Annotated in this window: 22 protein-coding genes and 1 tRNA gene; 12 read left to right on the plus strand and 11 right to left on the minus strand. The window is 62.3% G+C overall.

The genetic code is table 11. The annotated features are described in order from the left end of the window. Window positions 1-46: 46 nt before the first annotated feature. From FOZ76_RS14785 to FOZ76_RS14815, 7 genes are read right to left on the minus strand one after another with little or no spacing between them, the layout of a single operon-like run. On the minus strand, window positions 47-1,258 hold the full coding sequence (locus FOZ76_RS14785; RefSeq protein ID WP_170235465.1) for a CaiB/BaiF CoA transferase family protein: 1,212 nt from the start codon (window positions 1,256-1,258) through the stop codon (window positions 47-49). 19 nt (window positions 1,259-1,277) lie between these two features. Next, window positions 1,278-2,453 carry a thiolase C-terminal domain-containing protein gene (locus tag FOZ76_RS14790; protein WP_170235466.1) on the minus strand — a complete coding sequence of 392 codons (1,176 nt, stop codon included), beginning with the start codon at window positions 2,451-2,453 and terminating at the stop codon, window positions 1,278-1,280. After that, entirely contained in the window at window positions 2,453-2,923 is a 471-nt protein-coding gene (locus tag FOZ76_RS14795) for a Zn-ribbon domain-containing OB-fold protein (RefSeq protein WP_143949047.1), read from the minus strand. Before FOZ76_RS14795 ends, FOZ76_RS14790 begins: the two co-directional genes overlap by 1 nt. After that, on the minus strand, window positions 2,916-3,977 hold the full coding sequence (locus FOZ76_RS14800) for an acyl-CoA dehydrogenase family protein (RefSeq protein WP_143949048.1): 1,062 nt from the start codon (window positions 3,975-3,977) through the stop codon (window positions 2,916-2,918). The genes FOZ76_RS14795 and FOZ76_RS14800 overlap by 8 nt, the downstream gene beginning before the upstream one ends. Window positions 3,978-3,988: 11 nt before the next feature. Beyond that, complete coding sequence (locus FOZ76_RS14805; protein WP_143949049.1) at window positions 3,989-5,143, minus strand: acyl-CoA dehydrogenase family protein; 1,155 nt, start codon at window positions 5,141-5,143, stop codon at window positions 3,989-3,991. Window positions 5,144-5,197: 54 nt separating this feature from the next. Then, on the minus strand, window positions 5,198-5,680 hold the full coding sequence (locus FOZ76_RS14810) for a MaoC/PaaZ C-terminal domain-containing protein (RefSeq protein WP_143949050.1): 483 nt from the start codon (window positions 5,678-5,680) through the stop codon (window positions 5,198-5,200). Continuing rightward, on the minus strand, window positions 5,638-6,102 hold the full coding sequence (locus tag FOZ76_RS14815) for an FAS1-like dehydratase domain-containing protein (protein ID WP_143949051.1): 465 nt from the start codon (window positions 6,100-6,102) through the stop codon (window positions 5,638-5,640). Before FOZ76_RS14815 ends, FOZ76_RS14810 begins: the two co-directional genes overlap by 43 nt. Before the next feature lie 143 nt (window positions 6,103-6,245). On the opposite strand from FOZ76_RS14815, the gene FOZ76_RS14820 reads away from it, so the two are divergent. The 4 genes from FOZ76_RS14820 (at window position 6,246) to FOZ76_RS14835 (ending at window position 9,625) form a co-directional block, all read left to right on the plus strand. Beyond that, window positions 6,246-7,151, plus strand: a complete 906-nt coding sequence (locus FOZ76_RS14820) for a LysR substrate-binding domain-containing protein (RefSeq protein ID WP_246129575.1) — start codon at window positions 6,246-6,248, stop codon at window positions 7,149-7,151. 321 nt (window positions 7,152-7,472) lie between these two features. After that, window positions 7,473-7,739 (plus strand): type II toxin-antitoxin system Phd/YefM family antitoxin, encoded by a 267-nt coding sequence (locus FOZ76_RS14825; RefSeq protein WP_143949053.1) that lies wholly within the window; start codon window positions 7,473-7,475, stop codon window positions 7,737-7,739. Next, the gene (locus FOZ76_RS14830; RefSeq protein ID WP_143949054.1) at window positions 7,736-8,065 is read left to right on the plus strand and encodes a type II toxin-antitoxin system RelE/ParE family toxin; all 330 of its coding nucleotides are present in this window, start codon (window positions 7,736-7,738) and stop codon (window positions 8,063-8,065) included. Before FOZ76_RS14825 ends, FOZ76_RS14830 begins: the two co-directional genes overlap by 4 nt. A gap of 564 nt (window positions 8,066-8,629) precedes the next feature. Next, window positions 8,630-9,625, plus strand: coding sequence for a LysR family transcriptional regulator (locus tag FOZ76_RS14835; RefSeq protein WP_143949055.1), 996 nt, complete (start codon window positions 8,630-8,632; stop codon window positions 9,623-9,625). 98 nt (window positions 9,626-9,723) lie between these two features. On the opposite strand, the gene FOZ76_RS14840 is transcribed toward FOZ76_RS14835, so the two are convergent. Continuing rightward, entirely contained in the window at window positions 9,724-10,482 is a 759-nt protein-coding gene (locus tag FOZ76_RS14840) for an SDR family NAD(P)-dependent oxidoreductase (RefSeq protein ID WP_143949056.1), read from the minus strand. Between the two features lie 73 nt (window positions 10,483-10,555). Here FOZ76_RS14840 and FOZ76_RS14845 point away from each other — a divergent pair, with 73 nt between their 5' ends. The 8 genes from FOZ76_RS14845 to FOZ76_RS28390 all read left to right on the plus strand — a co-directional run bounded on the left by FOZ76_RS14845 (window position 10,556) and on the right by FOZ76_RS28390 (window position 20,320). After that, window positions 10,556-11,437: an enoyl-CoA hydratase/isomerase family protein gene (locus tag FOZ76_RS14845; protein ID WP_143949057.1), complete on the plus strand. Its 882-nt coding sequence runs from the start codon at window positions 10,556-10,558 to the stop codon at window positions 11,435-11,437. A gap of 78 nt (window positions 11,438-11,515) precedes the next feature. Further along, window positions 11,516-13,609, plus strand: coding sequence for a 3-hydroxyacyl-CoA dehydrogenase NAD-binding domain-containing protein (locus FOZ76_RS14850; RefSeq protein WP_143949058.1), 2,094 nt, complete (start codon window positions 11,516-11,518; stop codon window positions 13,607-13,609). Then, a complete protein-coding gene (locus FOZ76_RS14855; protein WP_143949059.1) occupies window positions 13,606-15,072 on the plus strand; it encodes an aldehyde dehydrogenase family protein in 1,467 nt (488 codons plus the stop codon). Before FOZ76_RS14850 ends, FOZ76_RS14855 begins: the two co-directional genes overlap by 4 nt. Window positions 15,073-15,189: 117 nt before the next feature. Beyond that, on the plus strand, window positions 15,190-16,206 hold the full coding sequence (locus FOZ76_RS14860; RefSeq protein WP_170235467.1) for a Bug family tripartite tricarboxylate transporter substrate binding protein: 1,017 nt from the start codon (window positions 15,190-15,192) through the stop codon (window positions 16,204-16,206). A gap of 18 nt (window positions 16,207-16,224) precedes the next feature. Next, a complete protein-coding gene (locus tag FOZ76_RS14865; protein ID WP_143949061.1) occupies window positions 16,225-17,481 on the plus strand; it encodes a CaiB/BaiF CoA transferase family protein in 1,257 nt (418 codons plus the stop codon). 42 nt (window positions 17,482-17,523) lie between these two features. Continuing rightward, window positions 17,524-18,315: an enoyl-CoA hydratase/isomerase family protein gene (locus FOZ76_RS14870; protein WP_170235468.1), complete on the plus strand. Its 792-nt coding sequence runs from the start codon at window positions 17,524-17,526 to the stop codon at window positions 18,313-18,315. A gap of 66 nt (window positions 18,316-18,381) precedes the next feature. Continuing rightward, on the plus strand, window positions 18,382-19,566 hold the full coding sequence (locus FOZ76_RS14875; protein ID WP_143949063.1) for an acetyl-CoA C-acyltransferase: 1,185 nt from the start codon (window positions 18,382-18,384) through the stop codon (window positions 19,564-19,566). 196 nt (window positions 19,567-19,762) lie between these two features. Beyond that, on the plus strand, window positions 19,763-20,320 hold the full coding sequence (locus FOZ76_RS28390) for an SH3 domain-containing protein (RefSeq protein WP_170235469.1): 558 nt from the start codon (window positions 19,763-19,765) through the stop codon (window positions 20,318-20,320). 159 nt (window positions 20,321-20,479) lie between these two features. Here the strand turns inward: FOZ76_RS28390 and FOZ76_RS14885 are convergent. The 3 genes from FOZ76_RS14885 to FOZ76_RS14895 all read right to left on the minus strand — a co-directional run bounded on the left by FOZ76_RS14885 (window position 20,480) and on the right by FOZ76_RS14895 (window position 21,758). After that, window positions 20,480-20,556, minus strand: a tRNA-Pro gene (locus FOZ76_RS14885). 156 nt (window positions 20,557-20,712) lie between these two features. Continuing rightward, window positions 20,713-20,964, minus strand: a complete 252-nt coding sequence (locus tag FOZ76_RS14890; protein WP_143949065.1) for a hypothetical protein — start codon at window positions 20,962-20,964, stop codon at window positions 20,713-20,715. 92 nt (window positions 20,965-21,056) lie between these two features. After that, window positions 21,057-21,758, minus strand: a complete 702-nt coding sequence (locus FOZ76_RS14895) for an ABC transporter ATP-binding protein (protein ID WP_425473295.1) — start codon at window positions 21,756-21,758, stop codon at window positions 21,057-21,059. Between the last annotated feature and the right edge of the window lie 10 nt (window positions 21,759-21,768).

The raw sequence follows: 21,768 nt of genomic DNA on the forward strand, positions 1-21,768 counted from the left end.
GCGCCCGACCGTGCACGGGGGCGCCTGCGGCGCACCGCAAACGTCGCTAAACCGCGCTCGGTGCAGTTCCGGATACCGCGCCCGAAGCGCGCAGGGCGGCGATCCGCTCCGGCGCCAGGCCCAGCACGCCGCTCAGGATATCGTCGGTATGCTGCCCGAGGCAGGGTGGCGGCCGGCGGATCGGCAGGGGATTGCCGTCGATGCTGATCGGTGAGCGCACCATCTTGATCGACCGGTACAGCGGATGCTCGACGTCCTGGACCATACCCATCGCCCTGATCTGCTCACTGTCCAGAGCATCTGCAACCGTGTTCACCGCCGCGCAGGGAATGGCGTTCCGCGCCAGGCTCTGCAGCCACCATGCCAAAGGCTGCGCGGCGAAGACGGGTTTCAATTGCTGATTCAGCGCTTCGCGATGCGCGATACGAGCCGTATTGATCGAGAATCGCTCATCGTCTCTCAGATCCGGGCGCTCGATCAGGGTGCAAAGGCGTTTCCATTGCGGCTCGTTGCCCAGGCCCAGCGCGAGCCAGCGGTCGCTGGTTTCATATACCTCGTAAGGCACCAGATTTGGATGCGCGTTGCCATAGCGGTGGGGGAAAATACCCGCTACCAGATAGTCGCTGACGATGTTGGGCATGCAGGCCAACGCCGTTTCCATCATCGATGTGGAGACCTTGGGCGCCCGTCCGGTCGACTGTCGCTCGTACAGCGCCGATTGCACCGCGATGCAGGCGGTCAGGCCGGTCAGTACGTCCATGATCGGCGCTCCCACCTTCATCGGCGATCCATCGGGGTCACCGTTCAGCGCCATCATTCCCGACTCGGCCTGGATGGTGAAGTCGAACGCGCCGCGGCGCCGATCAGGGCCGCGATCCCCATAGCCCGTGATCTCGCATATCACGCATTGGGGATTGATGGCCCGCAAGCGAGTTTCCGACAGACCCAATTGTTCGAGCGCGCCGGCAATCGCGTTGATCACCAGCACATCGCTCTTGGCGATCAGCGCCTCGAGCGTCTGCATGCCATCGGCGTGCTTGAGATCCAAGCCGATCGAACGCTTGTTGCGATTGACCGAGAGATAGTAGGGATTGTCGGACGGAAACGGACCGGAACCCCAGCGCCGCGTGGCGTCCCCGTCCAGCGGATGCTCGATCTTGATGACGTCGGCGCCCAAGTCGCCCAGAAACATCGTCAGGTAGGGACCGGAAATGAAACGGGTCAGATCCACCACGCGGATGCCTGATAACGGTGCCATTCGGTGATCCTTTGAGATGCTAAGCCCTGGCCAAAATGACCGTGCTATGCATGGCCAGCGGACCGCCTTGGCTATGTACCAGGGCCGTCTCGGCGCCGGGCACCTGGCGCGCGCCACATTCGCCGCGAATTTGCCGAACCGCTTCGATGCCATGGGCCAGGCCGGAGAAACTATGGCCCCAGGACAAGCCACCGCCGTGTGTGTTCATCGGGTGGCTGCCGGCCGGGCGCAGCTTGCCGTCGCTCACGAAAGCACCGCCCTCGCCCTTCTTGCAGAAGCCCAGATCTTCGAGCATCCGCAGCGCCGTGATGGTGAAACAATCGTAGATCTCGAGCAGATCGATGTCATCGTGCCCGAGCCCGGCCATCTGCAACGAACGCGCGCCGGTGTGGACCGCGCCGGATTCCATCCAATCGTGCATGACGTTGACGTAGCCCTGGAAGGTATAGTCTTCGGCGCCGCCCAGGACCTGCACCGCGGCCTTGCGGCAGTCGCGCGCTCGTTCCTTGGTGGTGATGACCATCGCGCCCGCGCCATCGTTGGAGATGCAGCAGTCGAACAAATGCAATGGATCGGAGATCATGCGTGAGTCGGTCACGTCGGCGATCGTCAACGGCTTTTGCATGATGGCTTGTGGATGCATCGCCGCCCACATGCGTGTTGAGACCGCGATCTCGGCCAGTTGTTCGGAAGTGGTGCCGAACTCATGCATGTGGCGGCGCGCAGCCAGCGCGAACCAGGAAGGCACCAGCGTGCCCCACGAAACGTCGAATTCGCCGTGCGCATAGGCCATCTTTTCCACATTGGCCTGGCGCGACGCACCCCGGCTGCCGCCGCCGATCACGACAATGGTCTGCGCCAGACCGGCCGCCACCGCCAGCGCAGCGTGCAGGATGTTGGCCGAATGCGCCGCGGCAGCCGCGTCGACGGTGCTGAAATAGCGCATCGGATGTCCCAGCAGTTCCGACCAGTAGGCAGGAAAGGCGGTGGCCGCGCTGTCGGTAGGACTGCGGCCGCCGGCGATGCCGTCGACATCCTCGATCGTCAGGCCGGCATCGGCGAGGGCGCCTTCGATCGCTTCGAGCAAGAGTTCATCATTGCTGTGCGAAAGATCGCCCTGCTCGGTCGTGTATACGCCGACGATCGCCGACGACTGAAGCAAACGGCGGGTGGCATGCAAGTCATCAGTGCGCATTACGGTCTCCCGGCGGTGGACGCGGACGGCGCAGCCGCATCGCATGGACGAAAGCGGAACAGGGAAATATCCGGCGTCACGTCGTCGAACACGATCTCTACCGGCATGCCGATGCGTAGATCGCCAAGCGGTGCAAGCAGGTTCGATAACAGCCGCACATTCGTGTCGGCCACGTCGACCAGGGCGACGGCATAGGGCACGTCTTCTTTGAAGGCGGGCACCGGCGGACGATGCACCACGGTATAGCTGTAGACGCTGCCTTGCGGCCGCACACGTGTCCAGGCAAAGCCATGTCCATGGCAGCGCGGGCAGGCAATGCGCGGCGGGTGGTTATAGAAATGGCAGGCGGTACATTGCTGAAGCCGCAGCTCATGATGCTTGAGCGCTTGCCAGAATGGTCGGGCCAGTTCGGATGGGACCGGCAGCGGCTTGGCCGCCGCGACGGGCTCCGACGAGGTTGAATCACTCATGTTTGCATGCTCCCAGGGGTTGCGTCAGCCAATGGCCGGATCGCACGTGCGCGGCGACGGCATCGTCGCAATCGGCCGCCGAGCCCATCGCGGTCAGCAGCGGCAACACGGCGCGTGTGATGAAGTTGACGGGATGTTCTTCGATGAAGCCGATGCCGCCCAGCACGTCGTAGCACTTCATCAAGGCAGCCCAGGCGGTATCGCGCGCGAACGCCGCAGCGGCAGCGGCCAGTGAAAAGCGATCGTCGGCCTGATGTTCGAGCCCCGACAACGCACGCAGGCTGAGCAACTCGGCGGCATCGGAAGTCGCCAGCATGTCCACCAGTGCGTGCTGCACCGCTTGATAAGCACCGATCGCATGGCCGAATTGCATACGCACCCGGGCATAGTCGACAGCGATGGCCAGTGCAGCCTGGGCAGCGCCGATGAGCTGCGCGGCCGCCAGACAGCGATGGGTGGCCAGCGCTTCTTCCCACAGCGCACGGCCGGCGTCGGCTGGTGCCAGCACGCGGATGCGCTCGTCCGCCAGGTTCGTCAGCAGCACGTGGGAAGCGCGTGCGGTGGTGGGCACAATCTGGCCACGCGCGGCGTCGCCAAGCTCGCGCAGCACCAGGCCCTGCGCGGCCGTCCATTGGATGACGCCGATGCGCGCCGGACCCGCATCGGCAAGCAGGCCCGCACGGCCACCGTCCAACTCGGGCAGCGCCTGCGGCAAGGCCAACTGCAAGGTGCCGGCCGCGACATCCTCGATCAGATCCGCCGGCGGATGCGCGCTTCTTGCCAGGACGGCGCCGAGCGCCACGCTCTCGGCGAAGCCGGCCACGCGCGCCGCGCGCCCCAGTTCCAGCGCGATCACGCCGGCGGCGGGCAGGCCGCTGGCCGATCCGCCCAGCGACTCCGGGATGGCGACACCGAGCCAGCCCATGGCGCCCATCTCATTCCACAGGCGGCGCTGGCCATCGGCATCGCGCGTGAAGCGCGCGGCGCTCTGCGCAAAAAAATCTCGCGCCGAGTCGCGCAATATCGACAAAGTATCGTCGGCAACAGTCTGCATCGTCTTCGTCCTCAGTCTCGCGGCAGATTCAGGCCGCGCCGCGCGATGACGTTGCGCGTGACGAAACGGCCGCCTTGCCCATGGTTATTGAAAGATTCGCGCAGATACCATTCGACGCGGCCAGCCAGCACGGCGCGTGGATCGCCGCGTTCGATCAGGCACTGCGGACCGACGACCTCCAATAGCAATTTGCCGAATTGGGGGTTGAAATCCTTGCGGTACAGCTGCGCCATGGATGCCTCCCAGGTCGGCACTTCTCCTCGTGCTTGCAGCATCACGACGCGCCAGCAGACCATTCGCCAGGCTTCCAGATAGGCGGCCAGGCGGCCCACCGCCTCGCGGATGGAACTGCGCCGCCATAGCCCCGTCTGGCGCGCGTATTCGGCGACGTCTTCGAGCTGAGCCATATACTTGGCCGGCAGGTCCAGGCCCGAGCGCTCGAAATTGAGCGCGGTCGCCATGTGATAGAAGCCGCGGTTGGGTTCTCCCAGAAGCGCGCTGGCGGGGATATGCACGTCCTGCAGATGCACTTCGTTGACCATATGCCCCGTAAGACAAGGCAGGTGATTGACCGTGACGCCAGGCAGGTCCATGTCCATCAGGAACAGACTCACGCCGCCATGGCGCTTCTGCGATGCATCGGTGCGCGCCGCCAGCAGCATCGACGTGGCGTAGTGCCCGTAGGTGATGTACAGCTTGCTGCCGTTGGCCACGAAATAATCGCCCTGGCGTGTCGCCTTCAGTTCCATGGCCGCCAGGTCGCTGCCTGCATTGGGTTCCGTGAAACCCAGGCAGATCACTGTTTCGCCGCGGGCGATCGGCGGCAGATAGGTCGCCTTTTGCTCTGGCGTGCCGAACTCGATCAGCGCCGGGCCGACGATATAGCGGCCGTGGCCGCCGAAAGTCGGCACCCGGAAATAGCCCTCGAGTTCACGCAGCGCGGCATGGCGCATGAAAGCATCCGTGGTGCCGCCGCCATATTCTCGCGGCCAGTGCAAGGTGTACCAGCCGCGTTCGATCAGGTTCAGGTCCATCTGCCGGCCGTGCGCTAGATACGCTTCGCACTCGGGGTCCAGCGATAGCCACTCGGGCCGCTGCAAGGACTGGAATGCGGCGGCGACCTCGCGCTTGAAGGCTTCGATGGCGGGATCGAATTCGATGATCATGCTCGATTTTCCTGATATGTCCTTTGACTTTTCACCAGCATGTCCGGCGGCCGTTCAGTCTGCCGCCAGACGCAGGCTCGCATCGCCCACATCGCGGATCTGACCATTGACGCTGGCCTCGATCCGGCAATGCAACAGACAGCCACCATCGAGCGTGGACTCGTGTCCGGCATAGCGCACGGAATAATGCGGTGCCTCGCCGACGAGCATGATGCCGCGATGGGAGCAGTGCAGCCGCAGCAGCAGCCCCGGTTCGGGCGCAAGCTCGGCAAGTACCTGAGCCATCCAGGCGACACGTAATGAGCCATTGACTACGGCATCGGCAAAATTCGCCTTGCGCGCGAAATCGCGGTCGTAGTGAATAGGGTCGGTCACGCCGACGGCAGCGCAATAGAAAGCCAACTGCGTCATGGTGACCGCCGGCAGGTCCACGCCGGCCAAGACGTCGCCAAGGCGGCAGGATTGCAGACGCGCGCGGTTCAACGGATGTACGGTCAAGACGCCGCCCCCCGGTACACCATCGTCGAGCGTACGCAAGCGACTTCCTCCTGCTGTGCGTCGCGATAGCGGGTTTGCGTGACGATGATCGCCAGCGGCCCGCTCTTGCCCTCGCGCACAAAGGCATCCGCCAGGGTCCGCTCGGCGCTGATCGTTTCGCCAAGACGCAGCGGGCGCGAGAATTTCACTTCGGTGCCGCCATTGACCGGATCGCGCAGCGAAGCATCGATGGTTTCGTGCGGACGCACATCGCAGCCGACATCGGCGTCCGCGCGAAACAGATGCGCGATCGCCATCATCGGGACACCCAATGACGGATCGGCGGGAAGACCGAGCGCTTCGCGCAGGCGTCTGACGGTCACGGCGTCTGCCGTGGCGCTTCCCAGCGCATCGAGAAGCACGCCCTTCTTGCCGGCGAGGCGCGCGACGGCATCGTGAAGATTTGAGTGAGGCGATAACATGATGAGAACGCGAACCTGTTCGCGTGAGGAATCAGACGAACATCATGTTCTGTCAGGGCGCTGACGCAGTCCAATGTGATTTTTGGCTTTGTCGATTCGATTGGCATATCATTGCGGCCAGCCAAATGTAATCAGGGTTGAACGTGGATCTCCGACATTTGCGGTACTTCGTGGCGGTCGCCTCAGAGCTGCATTTCGGCCGCGCTGCGCAACGCCTGCATATCACCCAGCCGCCGTTGAGCGTCGGCATCCGTCAGCTCGAAGATCAGCTCGGCTTCCGGCTGTTTCACCGGGACAGCAAGCGCGTGGCTTTGACGCCGACCGGCCAAGCCTTTCTGCCGAAGGCGCATGAACTGCTGAACCAGGTGGACAAGGCCGAGGAATTCGGGGCAGCGCTGGCCAAAGGGCACGCCGGGCACCTGGATATCGGTTTCACCGGCGCGATGCTGTTCCGTGGCCTGGGCGAATTCCTGTCATTGTTCGAGGCGCTGCATCCGCATGTCGAATTTTCCTTGCATGAGGGTTCGTCGCTGGAGCAAAAACGCTTGGTGCGGTCCGGCCGCCTCGATGCCGGTTTCGTCAATGTCGGCGATTCGGGGGACTTCGGGAATCTGGTGTGTTTCAAAGAACGCTACGTCGTCTGCCTGCCGGAAAAACATCGCTTTGCCGACTGCTCCTGTATCGACCTGGCGAGCCTGCGCGACGAGCGCTTCGTCATCTTCGCTCGCGGGCCGTCGCCGGGGCACTACGATCATCTCATCGCCCTGTGCGCGCAGGCTGGTTTCGAGCCGCGCAGCCGGCTCGAAGTGCAGCAGTTTCTGAGTGTTGCCGCCATGGTGGCAAGCGGCCTGGGCATATCGGTGGTACCAGCGTCCATCGCCCGTTCGGCGATGCCGGGAGTGCGCTTCATTGCCCTCGAAGGAAGCGAGATCCAGCCGACCGCCTTTCTGATCTGGGACCCCAAGCGCGAGACGCCCGGGCTGGATGCGTTCGTCGATACGCTGAAACAAGTGCTGGTGCGGTCCGAGCTTGGCAATTTGTCGGCGTAAGGCGCATGGGTGCGGCGCGGACATCCGTGCCGCGGCCACGAAAGCTCCGCCCATGTCGCATGTCGACCGCGGACCCAGTCACGGGCCGGTTCGTTCTCATTTCGAGCCTCGCCGTCATCCCGATCGTCCCGGTCCGGGGCCGATAACCCCGGGGGAGGCAGGCCGATGCGCGGACCAAGGAAAAGCCTGTGCCGGTCGTTAGCCGACAGCAGCCCTCTCACCATTGAAGACCATACCAACCAGCACTTCACGAGCGTCGCTAGAAGGACTAAATTCAGGCTAAAATTAGTCTTTGCCTGCCAGGTCGTCCGAGACCGCACTATGAAATACTCCGCTCAAATCAAACCGATCAGCTACCTCAAGAGCCACACAGCGGAAATCGTCACGCAATTGACCGAGACCCGCGAACCGCTCCTGATCACCCAGAACGGCGAAGCCAAGCTGGTCGTCATGGATGTCCAGTCGTTCGAAGAGCAGGAACAGACCCTTGCCTTGCTGAAGATGCTCGCGCTCGGCAACCGCGAGATAGAGCAAAGCCAGTATCGCGGCGCCGCCGACGTGTTCGCGGAGCTGGATAAAGAAGAATGACGGTCAAGGTCGTCATCCTGCGATCGGCTCAGGCCGATCTGCAAGACCTGAGAAGCTACCTCGTCAAGAAGTTCGGCAAGGCCACTTGGCAGAAGAGCTATGCAGGCATCAAGGAGGCCGTCGCTCGCATCGAGACCCGCCCGCAAGCCGGCCGGATGCCCGATGAACTGGCCACACTCAACTTGATGCAATACCGGCAAGTGCTGTCCGGCATGAATCGCATCATCTATGAGCTCAGAGGCGATACCGCATTCGTGCACATCATCTGCGACATGCGCATGGACCTGAGGACCCTGCTGATGCGCCGGCTGCTGCGCGCATCGTAGTGAGGTGGTGAGCCCAGCGGGGAACTCGTCTCGCGGTGTATCGGCCGCTCCCCCGCAGTCTTCCACGTCCCTCTTACTGCTGCCCGTCCTCCCCACAGCCGTATTGCTGGACTAGCGCCTGACTCCGCCGGAACGCAACACCCGGATGGTCTTATGCGCCAGCGCAGACGAGCTTGCCGCCTTGAGCCCGATCGGCCACGCGACCTGTTGCGCGTTCTGTTTCTACGGCGGTGGGATCGTGGCTGGCAGCAATCGGGCTCGACTCTTCCTTCAGGACGCCGCCGGGGCACGTACATGGCATGGAGCCGCCGCGCATGGCACGGATCAAGCAAACGCAGACCAATAACGCTCGCAGGACCGCCAATGCGCCGCCACTGGATTGATGCGGTCTTACAATCACGAACGGCTGAATATGGCTCTGAAGGCTTCGTACCCCAAACAGCGGTTGACAATCGCCGCGTACCGTTGCTGCTGGCGTGCACCGCCAAGAAAAATGGGCTTTCCGTACCCTGCGAATGTCTCGCCATACATACTACAGAGAAGTACCGAACTTGAGGTGTCTAGATGGTGACCCTACGCCAGATCCGCTATTTCGTGGCGATAGCTGAAGAGTTGAGCTTCGTAAAGGCAGCGGCAAGACTTCACGTATCACAGCCGCCGTTATCCTCGCAGTTAAAGGCGTTAGAGGATGAACTCGACGTAAAGCTCCTGACCCGCGATAGCCGCGTCGTCGAGCTGACAGACGCGGGTAGGACGTTCCTGAATGGCTGCCGCCGCATCCTGGCCGACCTCCAATCCACTGTACAAGAGACAAACCGCACAGCAGCGGGCGAACTGGGCACATTACGTATTGGTGCCGTGGCGAGTTCCATCATCAGCATTTTGCCCACCATTCACGGGCAGCTCTCCGCGACAATGCCCGACATGGAAATTGTGGTGGACCACCAGGGATCGCGCGAGCAATACCTGTCACTCATGCGCGGCGACATTGACATTGCGATGCTTCACGCGGCGCCGAATGATGAAAGACTGGAGATCGCTCCGCTTCACCGCGAAAGCCTGTGCGCGATCATGCAAAAGACGCACCCACTGGCAAGCGCAAAGACATTTTCGCTGAACATGCTGGCAGACGAGAATTTCGTCAACTATCCACGCAAGTCTGCACCGGCGATGTTCGACCTCGTCATCAGCACGTGCATGCTGGCCGGCTTTAGCCCAAGACTTCGGCATACTGGCGACTTCATGACCATGGTGCAGATGGTCGGGATGGGTATGGGCGTTGCCCTCGTGCCTCGCTCCTTGGCGATCTGGTCGAACGGCATGATCACGGCACGGGAACTGGACGGGGCGGCGCCCACGATCGGAGTCGAACTTGCCTGGAAGAAAGACAATGCATCGACGCTCGTGCAGCGCGCAGCACGAGTCATCCTGGACTGCGTGACGCCCTTGGCTACTGCGAAGGTGCAGTTTCCGGCCACGGTCCAGAGAGAAACCCGGCCAGCACGCGGATCAGTTCGGCCGGCAGCCACAGGCTCCCGACATCCTACTCGCTCCAGGTAACAGCCAGACTCACGGCAACGCCATCCAACGATCCAGGTGCGTGTTCTGGCAACCCTCCGTTGCCCGCGTGCCCGCTGGCACGGGCTGCTCCGAGTTTTTCAATGCATGATTGTGCCGCCGTCCACCGACAGAGTCTGGCCAGTAACGAGCTTGCTGGCGTCGGACAGGAGATACAAGATTGCGCCGGCGAGATCCTCAACCTGTAGTGTCTTCTGAATCGCTTGGTTGCTGCGGATCACGTCCAGGGCACTAGTAACCTTGCCGCCAAAAAACTCCTTGGTGCCCTCCGTCATGACCGCGGCCGGAGCGACCGTGTTCACACGGATCAAGTCGCGCCCGAGCTCTCGAGCGAGGCCCCGAGTCAGGCCGATTACCGCTGCCTTGGATGCGGTGTAGTGCAAGCGGCCGGGCATGCCATAAGTTGCGGCCAGGGATGAGATGTTGACGATGCTGCCGCCGCCGCTCTTGCGCATGGCAGGCACCACCGCCTTGCAGCAGTTCCATACCCCCTTGACGTTAACCGCCATGGCCGCATCCCATTCCTCCTCCGGAATGTCGTCGAAGCGACCGCCTTTGAGGGTGCCGTAAAGCGCAGCGTTATTGACGAGACCGTCAATCCGGCCGAATTTTTCGACAGCAAGCTGCGCAGCAGCCAACGTGGACTCCGAGCTTGCGACATCCATCGTCGTCGCCACAACGTGCTGAGTGGCCTGAGCGACCAGATCGGCCGTCTCCGCACAATCACTCACGTCGCAGACCAATACACTGGCGCCGGCTCGCCCGAGTGCCACCGCGTATTCACGGCCGATACCGCGTGCCGCCCCGGTCACCACAACCACTTTCCCTTGCATGTTCATTCGAGTCCTCGACGTGAAGGTGTAAAGGGAAATTGTAGGACTCGAAAGCCTCGGGACTCTTTCGAAAACGAAATTGTCGCTGTTGATTTTCAAACTGTACAAGCCGGGAGTTGGACAGGATCATTGCTCGATCAAACAACGGAGCAATCACATGGCGGGCAGTTCACCGAACTCGAGCATCATCGAACTTTCGGCCAGCGAAGGGGTCGCTGACATTCGTTTGAATCGTCCCGAAGTCCTCAATGCATTCAGCGACGATTCGGTCAGGGCCCTGGTAAGCGCGCTGCGGCAAGTCGACCGCAGACCTGATCTCAACGTCGCTGTTCTCAGCGGAAATGGCCGCTCATTTTCCAGCGGCGCTGACGTGCGCCAGCGCCAGTTGCGCAGCCGTGAGGAGTTGATCGCGCTGGGTGGTCCCGAAGGCGACGGCGCGAAATGCGCCGATATCTTCACTCAGTCCGTCAACTGGAAACCCGTAGTCGCTGCGGTCCACGGCTATGCGATCGGCATGGGTCTGGGCGTTGCCCTGTCATGCGACCTCATCGTCGCCGAAGACGGCACACAGTTCCAAGTAACCGAAACGTTGAGAGGGCTATCCAGCGTACGTTACATGGAGATGCTCAAAATGCGCGGCAGCGGCTCGTTTGCGATAGACGTCACCTTGACCGGCCGCTGGTTCAGCGCACAAGAAGCGTTGGCCGCTGGTGTGATCGATCGCGTTGTCGCGCAGGGCAGCGCCTATCAAGAGGCGCATCGGATCGCCAGGCAGATTGCCGACCATCCGCCCTTGGGCATACGGGCTTCCGTGCGTTCGCGCCGCATGGCTCTGGACGCCGCTGAGCGACGAGCCGCAGCCCAAACGGATGCATTGAAACTGCATCTCACAGAGGACTTTTCCGAGAGTGCTCGAGCGTTCGTCGAGAAACGTCAGCATGTCCCCTACAAGGGCCAATGAACGCCTCGCGACAGCCGAATCGTCGATAAGCAGCGATGCGTTCCTGCAGCTAGGCAATCACTTAATGGCTTGGAAAGCATGAATCTGGTCAATTACCACACCAAAGATGCCATCGCCTATGTCGCCATGGCGAAAGCTCCACTGAATGCGCTCGATATGGACATGATTGCGGCGCTGCACGAGGCGATGGACCGGGCACGCAGGGATAGCGCTGTTCTAGGTGTTGTCCTCTTCGGTGAAGCCCGCATGTTTTCGGCCGGGGCGGATATCCGGGAATTCGACGCCCCGGACACATTGCGGCCTGCGCTGCAAGAACTATGCTCGGCAATCGAGTGCCTCTGCAAGCCGGTCGTGGCAGCTATCCACACCTGCGCACTGGGAGGCGCCCTGGAACTCGCTGTGGGCTGCCATGCGCGCATCGCGATGATCGGCTCCAGGCTGGGGTTGCCGGAAGTGAGTCTGGGCCTGCTGCCCGGAGGCGGAGGAACACAACGGGTACCCCGATTAGTGGGAACAACGCAGGCGCTCCAACTGATGATTGGCGGCAAGCCTATCGACGCGGCGCAGGCTCATGCGATCGGTCTCGTGGATGAAGTCGTGACGAGCGACCTTCTGGCCTCGGCCGCAGCGGCGGTCATTCGTCTTGCCACAGGCGCGAGCTGCCGCGTGACGAGCCGCTTGCCCGCAGACGTCTCGTCCGAATCCCTTGCCGAGATCGAGCGCCGCCGCACGCAAACCGCCCGCTTGTCGACTCCCGCACAAGCCGCCATCGTGGAGTGCGTCGATAGGGCCATGAAACACGCGCCGGAAGATGCCCTGGCGTTTGAATGGCGCGAGCTCATCAAGCTGATGCACACCCCGCAGTCGCGCGCGCTGCGTCATCTATTCTTCGCGGAAAAGGAAGCGGCCAGGCTGTCCACCGGCGCCGCACCGGAAGCGCTCGTCCCGATCCGGCGCATTGCAGTCGTCGGCGCAGGCACGATGGGTAGCGGCATCGCCACGTGCTTTCTTGCCGCGGGATTTCCGGTGGTATTGCTGGATGTGGCTGATGCAGCCTTGGAGCGTGGTCGAGATGCCATACAAAGGGCGCTGGACGCAGGCGTCAGGCGCGGCCGCTGGAGCTGCGCGGAATCAGCAAACTTTATCGACCGGCTGACCACGGCGACCGATCTCGAAGAAGCCGCCAGCGCGGATCTGGTCATCGAGGCGGTGTTCGAGAATCTGAGCCTCAAGCGTGAGGTGATGCAACGCCTGGGGAAGATCGTAACGCATGATGCGATTCTCGCTACCAACACATCCACACTCAATGTGGACGAGCTGGCGGCCGCAACGAGCCGTCCATCCCAGGTGATCGGAATGCATTTCTTCAGTCCGGCCCATGTGATGCGTCTGCTCGAGATCGTCAATGGTCGCGCCACGTCGCCGAGAGTATTGGCAACAGCCATGGCCATCGCACACCGCATTGGAAAGCAGGCGGTGGTGTCCGGTGTGTGCTACGGCTTCATCGGCAACCGCATGCTCGAAGGCTATCTCAGAGAGACCGACCTGCTGCTACTGGAAGGTGCCAGCCCAGCGCAAATAGATCGAGCGCTCGAAGCGTTCGGTATGGCGATGGGCCCATGCCGCATGCTCGACATGTCGGGTGTTGACGTAAGCGCCAGAGTCGTCGAAGAAGCGCAGCGGCGCGCAGATGTAAGCCGCGATGGCGCCTATCGACTCGTCTGCCGGCGTCTACATGCCATGGGCCGCGACGGCCAGAAAAGCGGAGTTGGATATTACCGACACGACGGGCAGAAGCTTCTGCCCGTCGACGACCAGACAACGTTGTATGCGTCCTGGGCCGCGGAGTTCGGCATTGCCCGGCGAAGCAGCATCAGCGATGACGAAATCGTGCATCGCTGCTTGCTGGCCTCGATCAATGAGGGCTTTCGGATCATCGACGAGCGGGTCGCCTCGCGCGAGGGCGATATCGACGTTGTCTGGACCAACGGTTATGGCTTTCCCCGACACCTGGGCGGCCCGATGTACCAGGCACGGCAATGGGGTCTGCCGTACGTCATCGCCCGGCTGGAAGAATTCGCCAAGCGCTATCCGCGCGAGCCGTCCTGGGCAGCAGCCCCTCTTCTTGCGGTCCAGGCCGCCGCCAACGAAACAACGAGGAGCACGGCATGACCGTCAGCGAGAACCAAGTAAGGCGCCATCAGCACCAATTCATTGACGGCCAATGGCGTGCAGCCAGGTCCGACAGGTATGTCTGCAACGTGGATTCCTTCACGGGGGAGCCCATCTCCGAGGTCGTTCTCGGCGACGTAGCCGATGTGAATGCCGCAGTTGCAGCGGCTCGCCGGGCCGCCGCCAGTTGGGCGGAGACATCGGCTGCCAGTCGCTGCGACCTGCTGCGCCGCGTCAGTGTCCGATTGAATGCCCGCGCAGCCGAACTGGCAGTCGAAGTGACCCGTGAAGTAGGCATGCCGCTCAAGCTATCCAACCGGATTCAAACCCAGGCTCCCGCGGCCGCCTGGGCCACCTATGCGTCACTAGGAGAGACTTTCGAATTCGAGTCGTCGGAGGGCAGTTCCACGGTGCGCCGCGTGCCGGTTGGGGTGGTGGCCTGCATAACGCCATGGAACTATCCATTGCATCAAATGACCGCCAAGGTGGCTCCGGCATTGATCGCTGGTTGTACCGTCATCCTCAAGCCCTCCGAGATCGCACCGGCTGCGGCTCAGGTCCTGGCCGAGTCGCTCGAAGCCGAAGGATGCCCGGCCGGCGTGTTCAACATGATCTTCGGAACGGGCTCGACGGTCGGCGAGGCGCTGGTGCTGCACGAGCATGTGGACATGGTGTCGTTCACCGGATCTACAGCGGTCGGCACCCATGTTGCCAGATTGGCAGCCGGGCAGATGAAGCGCCTTTCGATGGAACTGGGCGGTAAGTCGGCCTCTGTTCTGCTGGACGGTGCGGATCTGGCGCGCGCGGTCAGGCACGCGGTCAGTTCATGCTTTCTCAATAGCGGACAAACCTGCAGCGCCCTCACCCGTCTGGTGATACCTCGCGCGGTATTGCCTGAGGTTGACCGACTGCTATGCGAGGAGATGGAGAAGCTGCGAATGGGCGACCCCATGGACAGCGCCACCCGTCTCGGCCCGCTAGCCACCCAGCTTCAACGGGATCGGGTGAATACGCACGTCGACCGTGCCCTCACAGCCGGCGCCAAGATGCTCTATCGCGCGCCGACGTCGGCGCTTCCGTCCACGGGATACTTCGTCGCGCCCACGGCATTGCATGTCGAGCCAGACATGTCGATCGCGCAGGAAGAAGTATTCGGCCCGGTACTTTCCGTGATCACGCATGAGGGGGTCGACGACGCCGTGGCAATCGCCAACGGAACTCGCTACGGACTGGCCGGCGCCGTGTGGGCACAAGACAAAGGGACTGCGCTCCAAGTCGCCAGGCGTCTACGCGCGGGCCAGGTCGATGTCAATGGCGCCGTCTACAACACCACCGCCCCCTTCGGAGGATTCGGGCTCTCCGGAGTGGGACGGGAGAACGGCCGCTATGGCATTGACGAGTTCGTCGAGTTGCAAGCGCTCCAACTTCCGCCCGCGCAAGGTGCCGGGTCCAAACAAAGCTGATCTGAATAGCCAGCATCCCGAATCCAACACCTAAGAAGTGGGCTGCGCCCGCGGGAAAGATTCCCATAATTAGACGACGCCGCGCAAGAGCAATGCCTCGCAGACATGGAGACAAGAATGTCGATAAATAAGAACGCGTACATAGTGAGCAGCACAAGGCAGCCCCATCGGGGTCTCAAGCGCAGGGACATATTGGCCTTACTGGCATGCGCACCACTGGTGCATACAACCGCGCTCGCGAGGCTGCAAAGCACGCCGATCCGGGCGATCGTACCGTTTCCTCCAGGTAGCGCGACGGAAATCGGCGCACGCTTCATCGCCAATAAGCTGGCCGAACTCACGGGCCAGCCGGTGATCGTAGAGTCGCGCGGCGGCGGCAACGGCTTCATCGCGGTGCAAGCCGTCATGTCCGCGCCTGCCGATGGCCACACGGTGCTTTTCGGCGGGTACTCGACTCTCGTCACGAACGAGGTGCTCTTCAAGAAGCTGCCGTATGACACGCTGAATGATTTGGCTCCGGTCTCGATGACCATCTCATCGCCGGTCGTGCTGCTCACCAGCCGCAACTCCCCTTACAAGCGGCTCCCGGACTTCATCACGGCAGCGCAGCGGCAGCCGGGTAAAGTCACCATCGGCTCAGGTTCGGCCAGCTATCTCCTGGCCGCTGAATTACTGGCACAAAAGGGCAAGTTCGAGTTCACGAGCATCCCCTACAAAAGCGCACCGGAAACGGCCCTCGCCGTCGCATCGGGACAGATCGACTTGGGCGTCGTGGAAATGACCTCGGCTCTGCCGCATATACAAGCTGGTATCGCAAGCGCCCTGGCCATTGCCACCGAAAGCCGTCATCCCGCGTTGCCCGATGTACCTACCTCAGCGGAAGCCGGTGTGCAGGATTTTCTGGCCTCTTTCTGGACAGGCATCGCAGTATCTGCCAGGACGCCTAAGGAAACCATAGACTCGCTGTCCGACCTGATGGTCAAGATCATGAACATGCCGGAAACCCGGAAATACTTCACCGATCAAAACGTCGTTGTCATGCCGCCGGGCCAGGCTGCCATGCGGACCTTGCAAGGCCAAGAGATTGCGATGTGGAAGAAGATCGCAGCAGACGCAAAGATCGAGCTTCAATAAACCGAGGTTGCAGAAGCAATGAATAGCTCGCACACTGCCAGCGACCAGCAAGTATCACCAACGGCCTTGGGCGGCCTGCGCGTTCTGGACATGAGTCGCGTCCTGGCTGGCCCATGGTGCGGCCAGATGCTGAGCGATCTGGGCGCGGAAGTCATCAAGATCGAGCGCGCGGGCGTTGGAGACGACACGCGGCGATGGGAGCCCTGCGCCCCGTCGCCGGCCGGCGATGATCAGCGTCACTCCTGCTATTTCCTGGCCGCCAATCGCGGCAAGAAGTCGCTGACGATAGATCTTTCCCAGCCCAAGGGGGCGGATATCGTACGTCGGCTCGCCGCTGGCAGCGACATTCTCATCGAGAACTACAAGACCGGCGACCTCGACCGTTACGGATTGGGCTTCGAGGCCTTGTCCAAGTCCAATCCCGGGCTGATCTATTGTTCGATCACGGGGTTCGGCCAGACCGGGCCTTATAGATCCCGGGCAGGCTACGACACGATCGTGCAGGCCATGGGCGGGCTTATGCACATCACAGGCGAGTCCGATGACATGCCTGCCGGAGGACCGCAACGATGTGGCCTTCCGGTGATCGACCTGATGACAGGCGTCTACGCGGCGGCAGCCATCCTTGCGGCCCTGCGCCATCGCGATGCGACCGGCCATGGCCAGTACATCGACATGAGCCTGCTAGACGTGCAGGTCTCATCGTTGGCTTATTTCGGTCTCAACTACCTCACCACGGGCCGGGTGCAACAGCGCAGCGGCAATCGCAACCCCGTGAGCCATCCCAGCGGCGTTTATACGTGCTCGGACGGCCGAGTGGTCGTCATTGTTGGCAACAATCGGCAGTTCACAAGTTTCTGCACGGCATTGGGCGTGCCGCAACTGGCGTCGGACGAAAGATTCGCCGAGAACGAAAGCCGTGTGGGAAATGCCCTCGCCTTGGACACCGTTCTGGACCCGCTATTCGCCGCTGCACCAGTCGCGCACTGGCTGACCACGTTGAGCGCAGCGGGCGTGCCATGTGGGCCGATCAACGACATAGCGCAAGTCTTTGCCGACCCGCAGGTCTTGGCACGCGGTGCGGTAACGACTGCCTCCCACCCGGTGCTTGGTGAGATTCCACTGCTTGCAAGTCCGATGCGCTTGTCCGCAACCCCCACGCGGCACACGCTTTCCCCACCGATGCTAGGCGAACATACGAGCGAGGTTCTTCGGGACCGGCTCGGCCTCACAGATGACGCAATCGTCCGTTTACGCCGCAACGGGATCGTTTGACGCGCCTGCACTCGGCCCACTCCGCCCAACAGGATTATGACTATGCCCTTGTTAATGGAAAGACTCGGCGATATCGCCGTTCTGACGCTCAGCCGCCCTCATGCGCGAAATGCATGGGGAGATGATTTCAATGACGGGCTGATTTCGATTCTGCCGCAACTCGAGGCGGATCGCGATGTGCGTTGTGTCATCCTGACCGGCGATGAAAAGGGGAAGGCGTTCTCATCAGGTGCGTATCTCGCCGACAAGCACACGCACGCAGCCTTGGAACCCGGCCAGTTCATCGAGGACCTGCCGAATTCACGCAAGTTCGTCTCCAACTTGCTGAGCGAGTTCCCGAAGCCCATCATTGCAGCAGTCAATGGTTATGCCATCGGCATTGGCTGCATCGCGTCGGCCTCGTGCGACCTGGTTGTTGCCTCAGAGAAGGCTGAGTGGCGTCTACCTCAGGTCCAGCTCGGAATCTTGCCCGCTTACGCGGGAGCCGCCCGTCTTGCGCGCTTGATCGGCAAAGGCAACGCGATGCGGGTCGCCATGGGCTTTCCCTTGGACGCCCGGGAGGCGCACCGCACCGGCTTGGCGCAGTGGCTGGTTCCGCATGAAGACCTGATGGACCATGCGATGGAAGTCGCCCGAACCATCGCTGCCTCGGCGCCGCTCGCGACCCGTCTGGTGAAGGAGTCGATCGATCGCGGCATGGACCTGCCCAATATCGCGGACGCTGCCTTGGTGGATGCCTATCGCTTCATGGTGCTGCAACAGACAGAGGACGCAAAAGAAGCACATGACGCCTGGCGGGATGGCCGACGCAAGCCTGAATTTGCCGGCCGCTGACCCGTTCTCCGTTCCGCCCTTATCGCAGAACCGCGACGATTACTCATACATTGGAATCCCTCACTCATGGTCGACGCTGTCATCGTCTCCACCGCGCGCACGCCCATTGGCAAGGCATTTCGTGGGTCCCTCAACAACGTCAAGTCGCCCACGCTGATGGCGCATGCGATCCGGCATGCGGTCGCACGCGCACGCGTCGACCCAGGCCAAGTGGACGATGTGGTGATCGGCTCCGTCCTGACGGCCGGAACGGCAGCATCCAACATTGCGCGGCAGGCGGCGTTGGCCGCCGGGCTTCCAGACACCGTTAGCGCAGCCACGATAGACCGCCAGTGCGCTTCGGGCCTGATGGCCATCGCAACTGCGGCCAGGCAGATCATGGTGGATCGCATGGACATCGTGGTGGCCGGAGGACAGGAGAACATCTCACAGGTTCAGAACCGCTACTTCGAATGGATGCGAGCGGAACAAGACCCCAACGTCACCCGACTTTCGTTACACGCGTACATGCCTATGCTTTTCACCGCTGAGCACGTAGCGGCGAAATATCGAATCTCCAGAGAAGCCCAGGACCTCTACGCACTATCCTCGCAACAACGCACTGCGCGCGCATGGACCGCAGGGCTATACCACGCTGAGGTTGTCCCAATCTCCTCTTTCATGCGCAAAGTAGATCGCACATCTGGCGAGGAAAGCTTCGAGGAGATCGTCCTTGCCCATGACGAAGGCAGCCGTCCCGAGACGACTTTGGAATCCCTTGCCGCTCTGAAGCCTGTCGTAGAAGGCGGCACTATCACTGCAGGCAACGCAAGCCAGCTCTCCGACGGCGCCAGTGCCTGCGTACTCGTAAACGACCGTTTTGCACAGCGCAAAGGCCTCACGCCACTCGGGATCTACCGCGGGATGGCCGTCGTGGGCACAGCACCGGAAGAAATGGGCATCGGACCGGCCTACGCCATCCCGAAGCTCTTGCGGCAGCACGGGCTAAAAATTGAGGATGTGGGGATCTGGGAGTTGAACGAGGCATTTGCGTGCCAGGCGCTATATTGCCGCGACTATCTGGGCATCGATCCGGAAAAATACAACGTGAATGGGGGTGGCATTTCGGTCGGTCATCCCTACGGAATGACAGGGGCCAGACTCACCGCCCACGCATTGTTGGAAGGCAGACGCCGTGGGGTACGTTACGTCGTGATCGCCATGTGCGTGGGAGGAGGCATGGGAGCAGCAGCGCTTTTCGAAGTTGCGTAGCCTAGCCTTGTTGGGAGCCAAACCAAATTCGCGGCCAGGCTCAGAACGGTGAACTTTTAGAAACGCCGTCACATTCGGTCTATCTTGAGCCAGCCGCCCACCCATAGCTGGACATCGATACAGCAGGGTTACTGCCCGATTGCCTGAAGAAATGCTGCGTTATGTTTCACATGGTGAAGACCAACCCACAACTGCAATGTCCAAGGCGAACCTCACCGGCTCCACCCTAGTGTTCCTCTTCGTGATTGGACTTGCCATAAAGGCATGCGGTGGCGAGACAGCCACCGAACGGTCGTCCCGGTCCAGCTACACAGCCCCGGTCCAGCCTGTCGCGCAGGCGTATAAGCCGACGCCGCAACCCGTCGATCCGGTCGCCCTGCATATCAAGAAGCTATATGTCGGACCTCAAACCCTGAACGTTCGAACCTCTCCCAATGGGCAGGTCTCCGGCTCTCTCATCCATGGAGCGGCGGTGGATGTTCACGAAGAGCGGGATGGTTGGTCGCGCGTTTCTCCTAGCGGACAGCGCGAACGCTGGGTTTCCAGCGCCCACCTCTGCACGCGCCAAGACTGCAGCGATGCCCCTAGGTGGAGGTCGGGTCCATCAAGCCCAGCTCCGAGCGCCCCTGCCCGATTCAGTTCGCCGCCAGCCAGCTCGTCCTATGGCTGTCCTTGCTCTTCCGACTCCAACTGCTACGGGCCTCGAGGGGGCAGGTACTGCATCACCTCTGGAGGGAACAAGCGCTATCGTTGAACCAGCCAATAAGTACGAAGGGCGACCCGGAGTCGCCCTTCTCTGTTGCGTGCCTGGCCCTATTCGATGCCGGCCGCCGGTGCCCGCACCTCGGTTACTCCACATCGGCAAGAAAGACAAAAGGGTTAGCCACTACTGCGGCTAACCCTTTGATTTTCTTGGTCGGGGCGGCGGGATTCGAACTCGCGACCCTCTGCTCCCAAAGCAGATGCGCTACCAGGCTGCGCTACGCCCCGAAACGGTGTTGGCGAAGAGCCCGCACCGCGAAGCCGCCGATTGTAGCGCACTCGGGCGCTGCCGTAGTCGCCCGCACCCCGTGCGGGTTGTCGGCAACGGGCCACCTGCAAGCCTTGCGGACGGCGGTCCAGCACCGACGAGCCACGCGGCGCCGATCAGGTCTGCGGCTGACGCCCCCGCACGCGTTCGCCCAACAGGTCCAGCGCGCGGTCCAGCAGATGCTGCAGAGCCTTGGTGTCCGAGGACTCCGACACGTCGGGCGAACCCGCCAGACGGGCAGCCACCTCCTGAAACGTCGCCTGCCACCCCTCCAGGGCTCCCGGGGCAAGCTCGGGCTGTGTCGCAGCGGCTTCCATCTCGCCAATGATCTCGCGCAATTGCTGCTGCTCAGGTATGAACTTGTCCATGCGACCTCCCATGTCGGTGTTACGACAGCCCAGGGTAGCATTACCTGGACTGCGGGCAGGCGCCAGGACGGTGGCAGCGGCACCGGCCTCGGCTACACGCCCAGGTAGCGCGCCCACAGCCCCCGGTCGGCATCCAGCTCGGCCGAGGTGCCGCTCCAGGCGATGCGTCCGCGTTCGAGCAGGATGTGGCGATCGGCGAGCTTGACCAGCCGTTCGACGTACTTGTCGACCACCAGGACGGTCTGCCCCGCTTCGCGCAGCACGCTCAGGCAGCGCCAGATTTCCTCGCGGATCACGGGGGCGAGGCCTTCGGTGGCCTCATCGAGGATGAGCAGGCGCGGGTTGGTGGACAAGGCGCGGGCGATCGCCAGCATCTGCTGCTCGCCGCCCGAGAGCTGGTTGCCCAGGTTGTCGCGGCGCTCCTTCAGGCGTGGGAACAGGCCGTACAGGCGCTCGAGCGTCCAGGGTTCGCGCAGCCCGCTGCGGTTGTCCGCGAAGGCGATCAGGTGCTCTTGGACGGACAGGTTGGGAAAGCACTGGCGGCCCTCGGGGACGATGGCCATGCCCAGGCGCGCGATGGCGTCGGCGCGCATGCCGCTCACCCGCTGGCCGGCGAAGTGGACCTCGCCGGCGCGCACGGGCAGCCCGCCGATGAGGGTCTTGATGGTGGTGCTCTTGCCCATGCCGTTGCGCCCGAGCAGGGTCAGCATTTCGCCGGGCCGGATCTGGAAGTCCAGCCCGAACAGCACCTGGCTCGCGCCATAGCCGGCCTGCAGCCCGCGGCAGGCGAGCAAGGGCGCGGGG

Source organism: Verticiella sediminum, assembly GCF_007558815.1.
Taxonomy (GTDB): Bacteria; Pseudomonadota; Gammaproteobacteria; order Burkholderiales; family Burkholderiaceae_B; genus Verticiella; species Verticiella sediminum.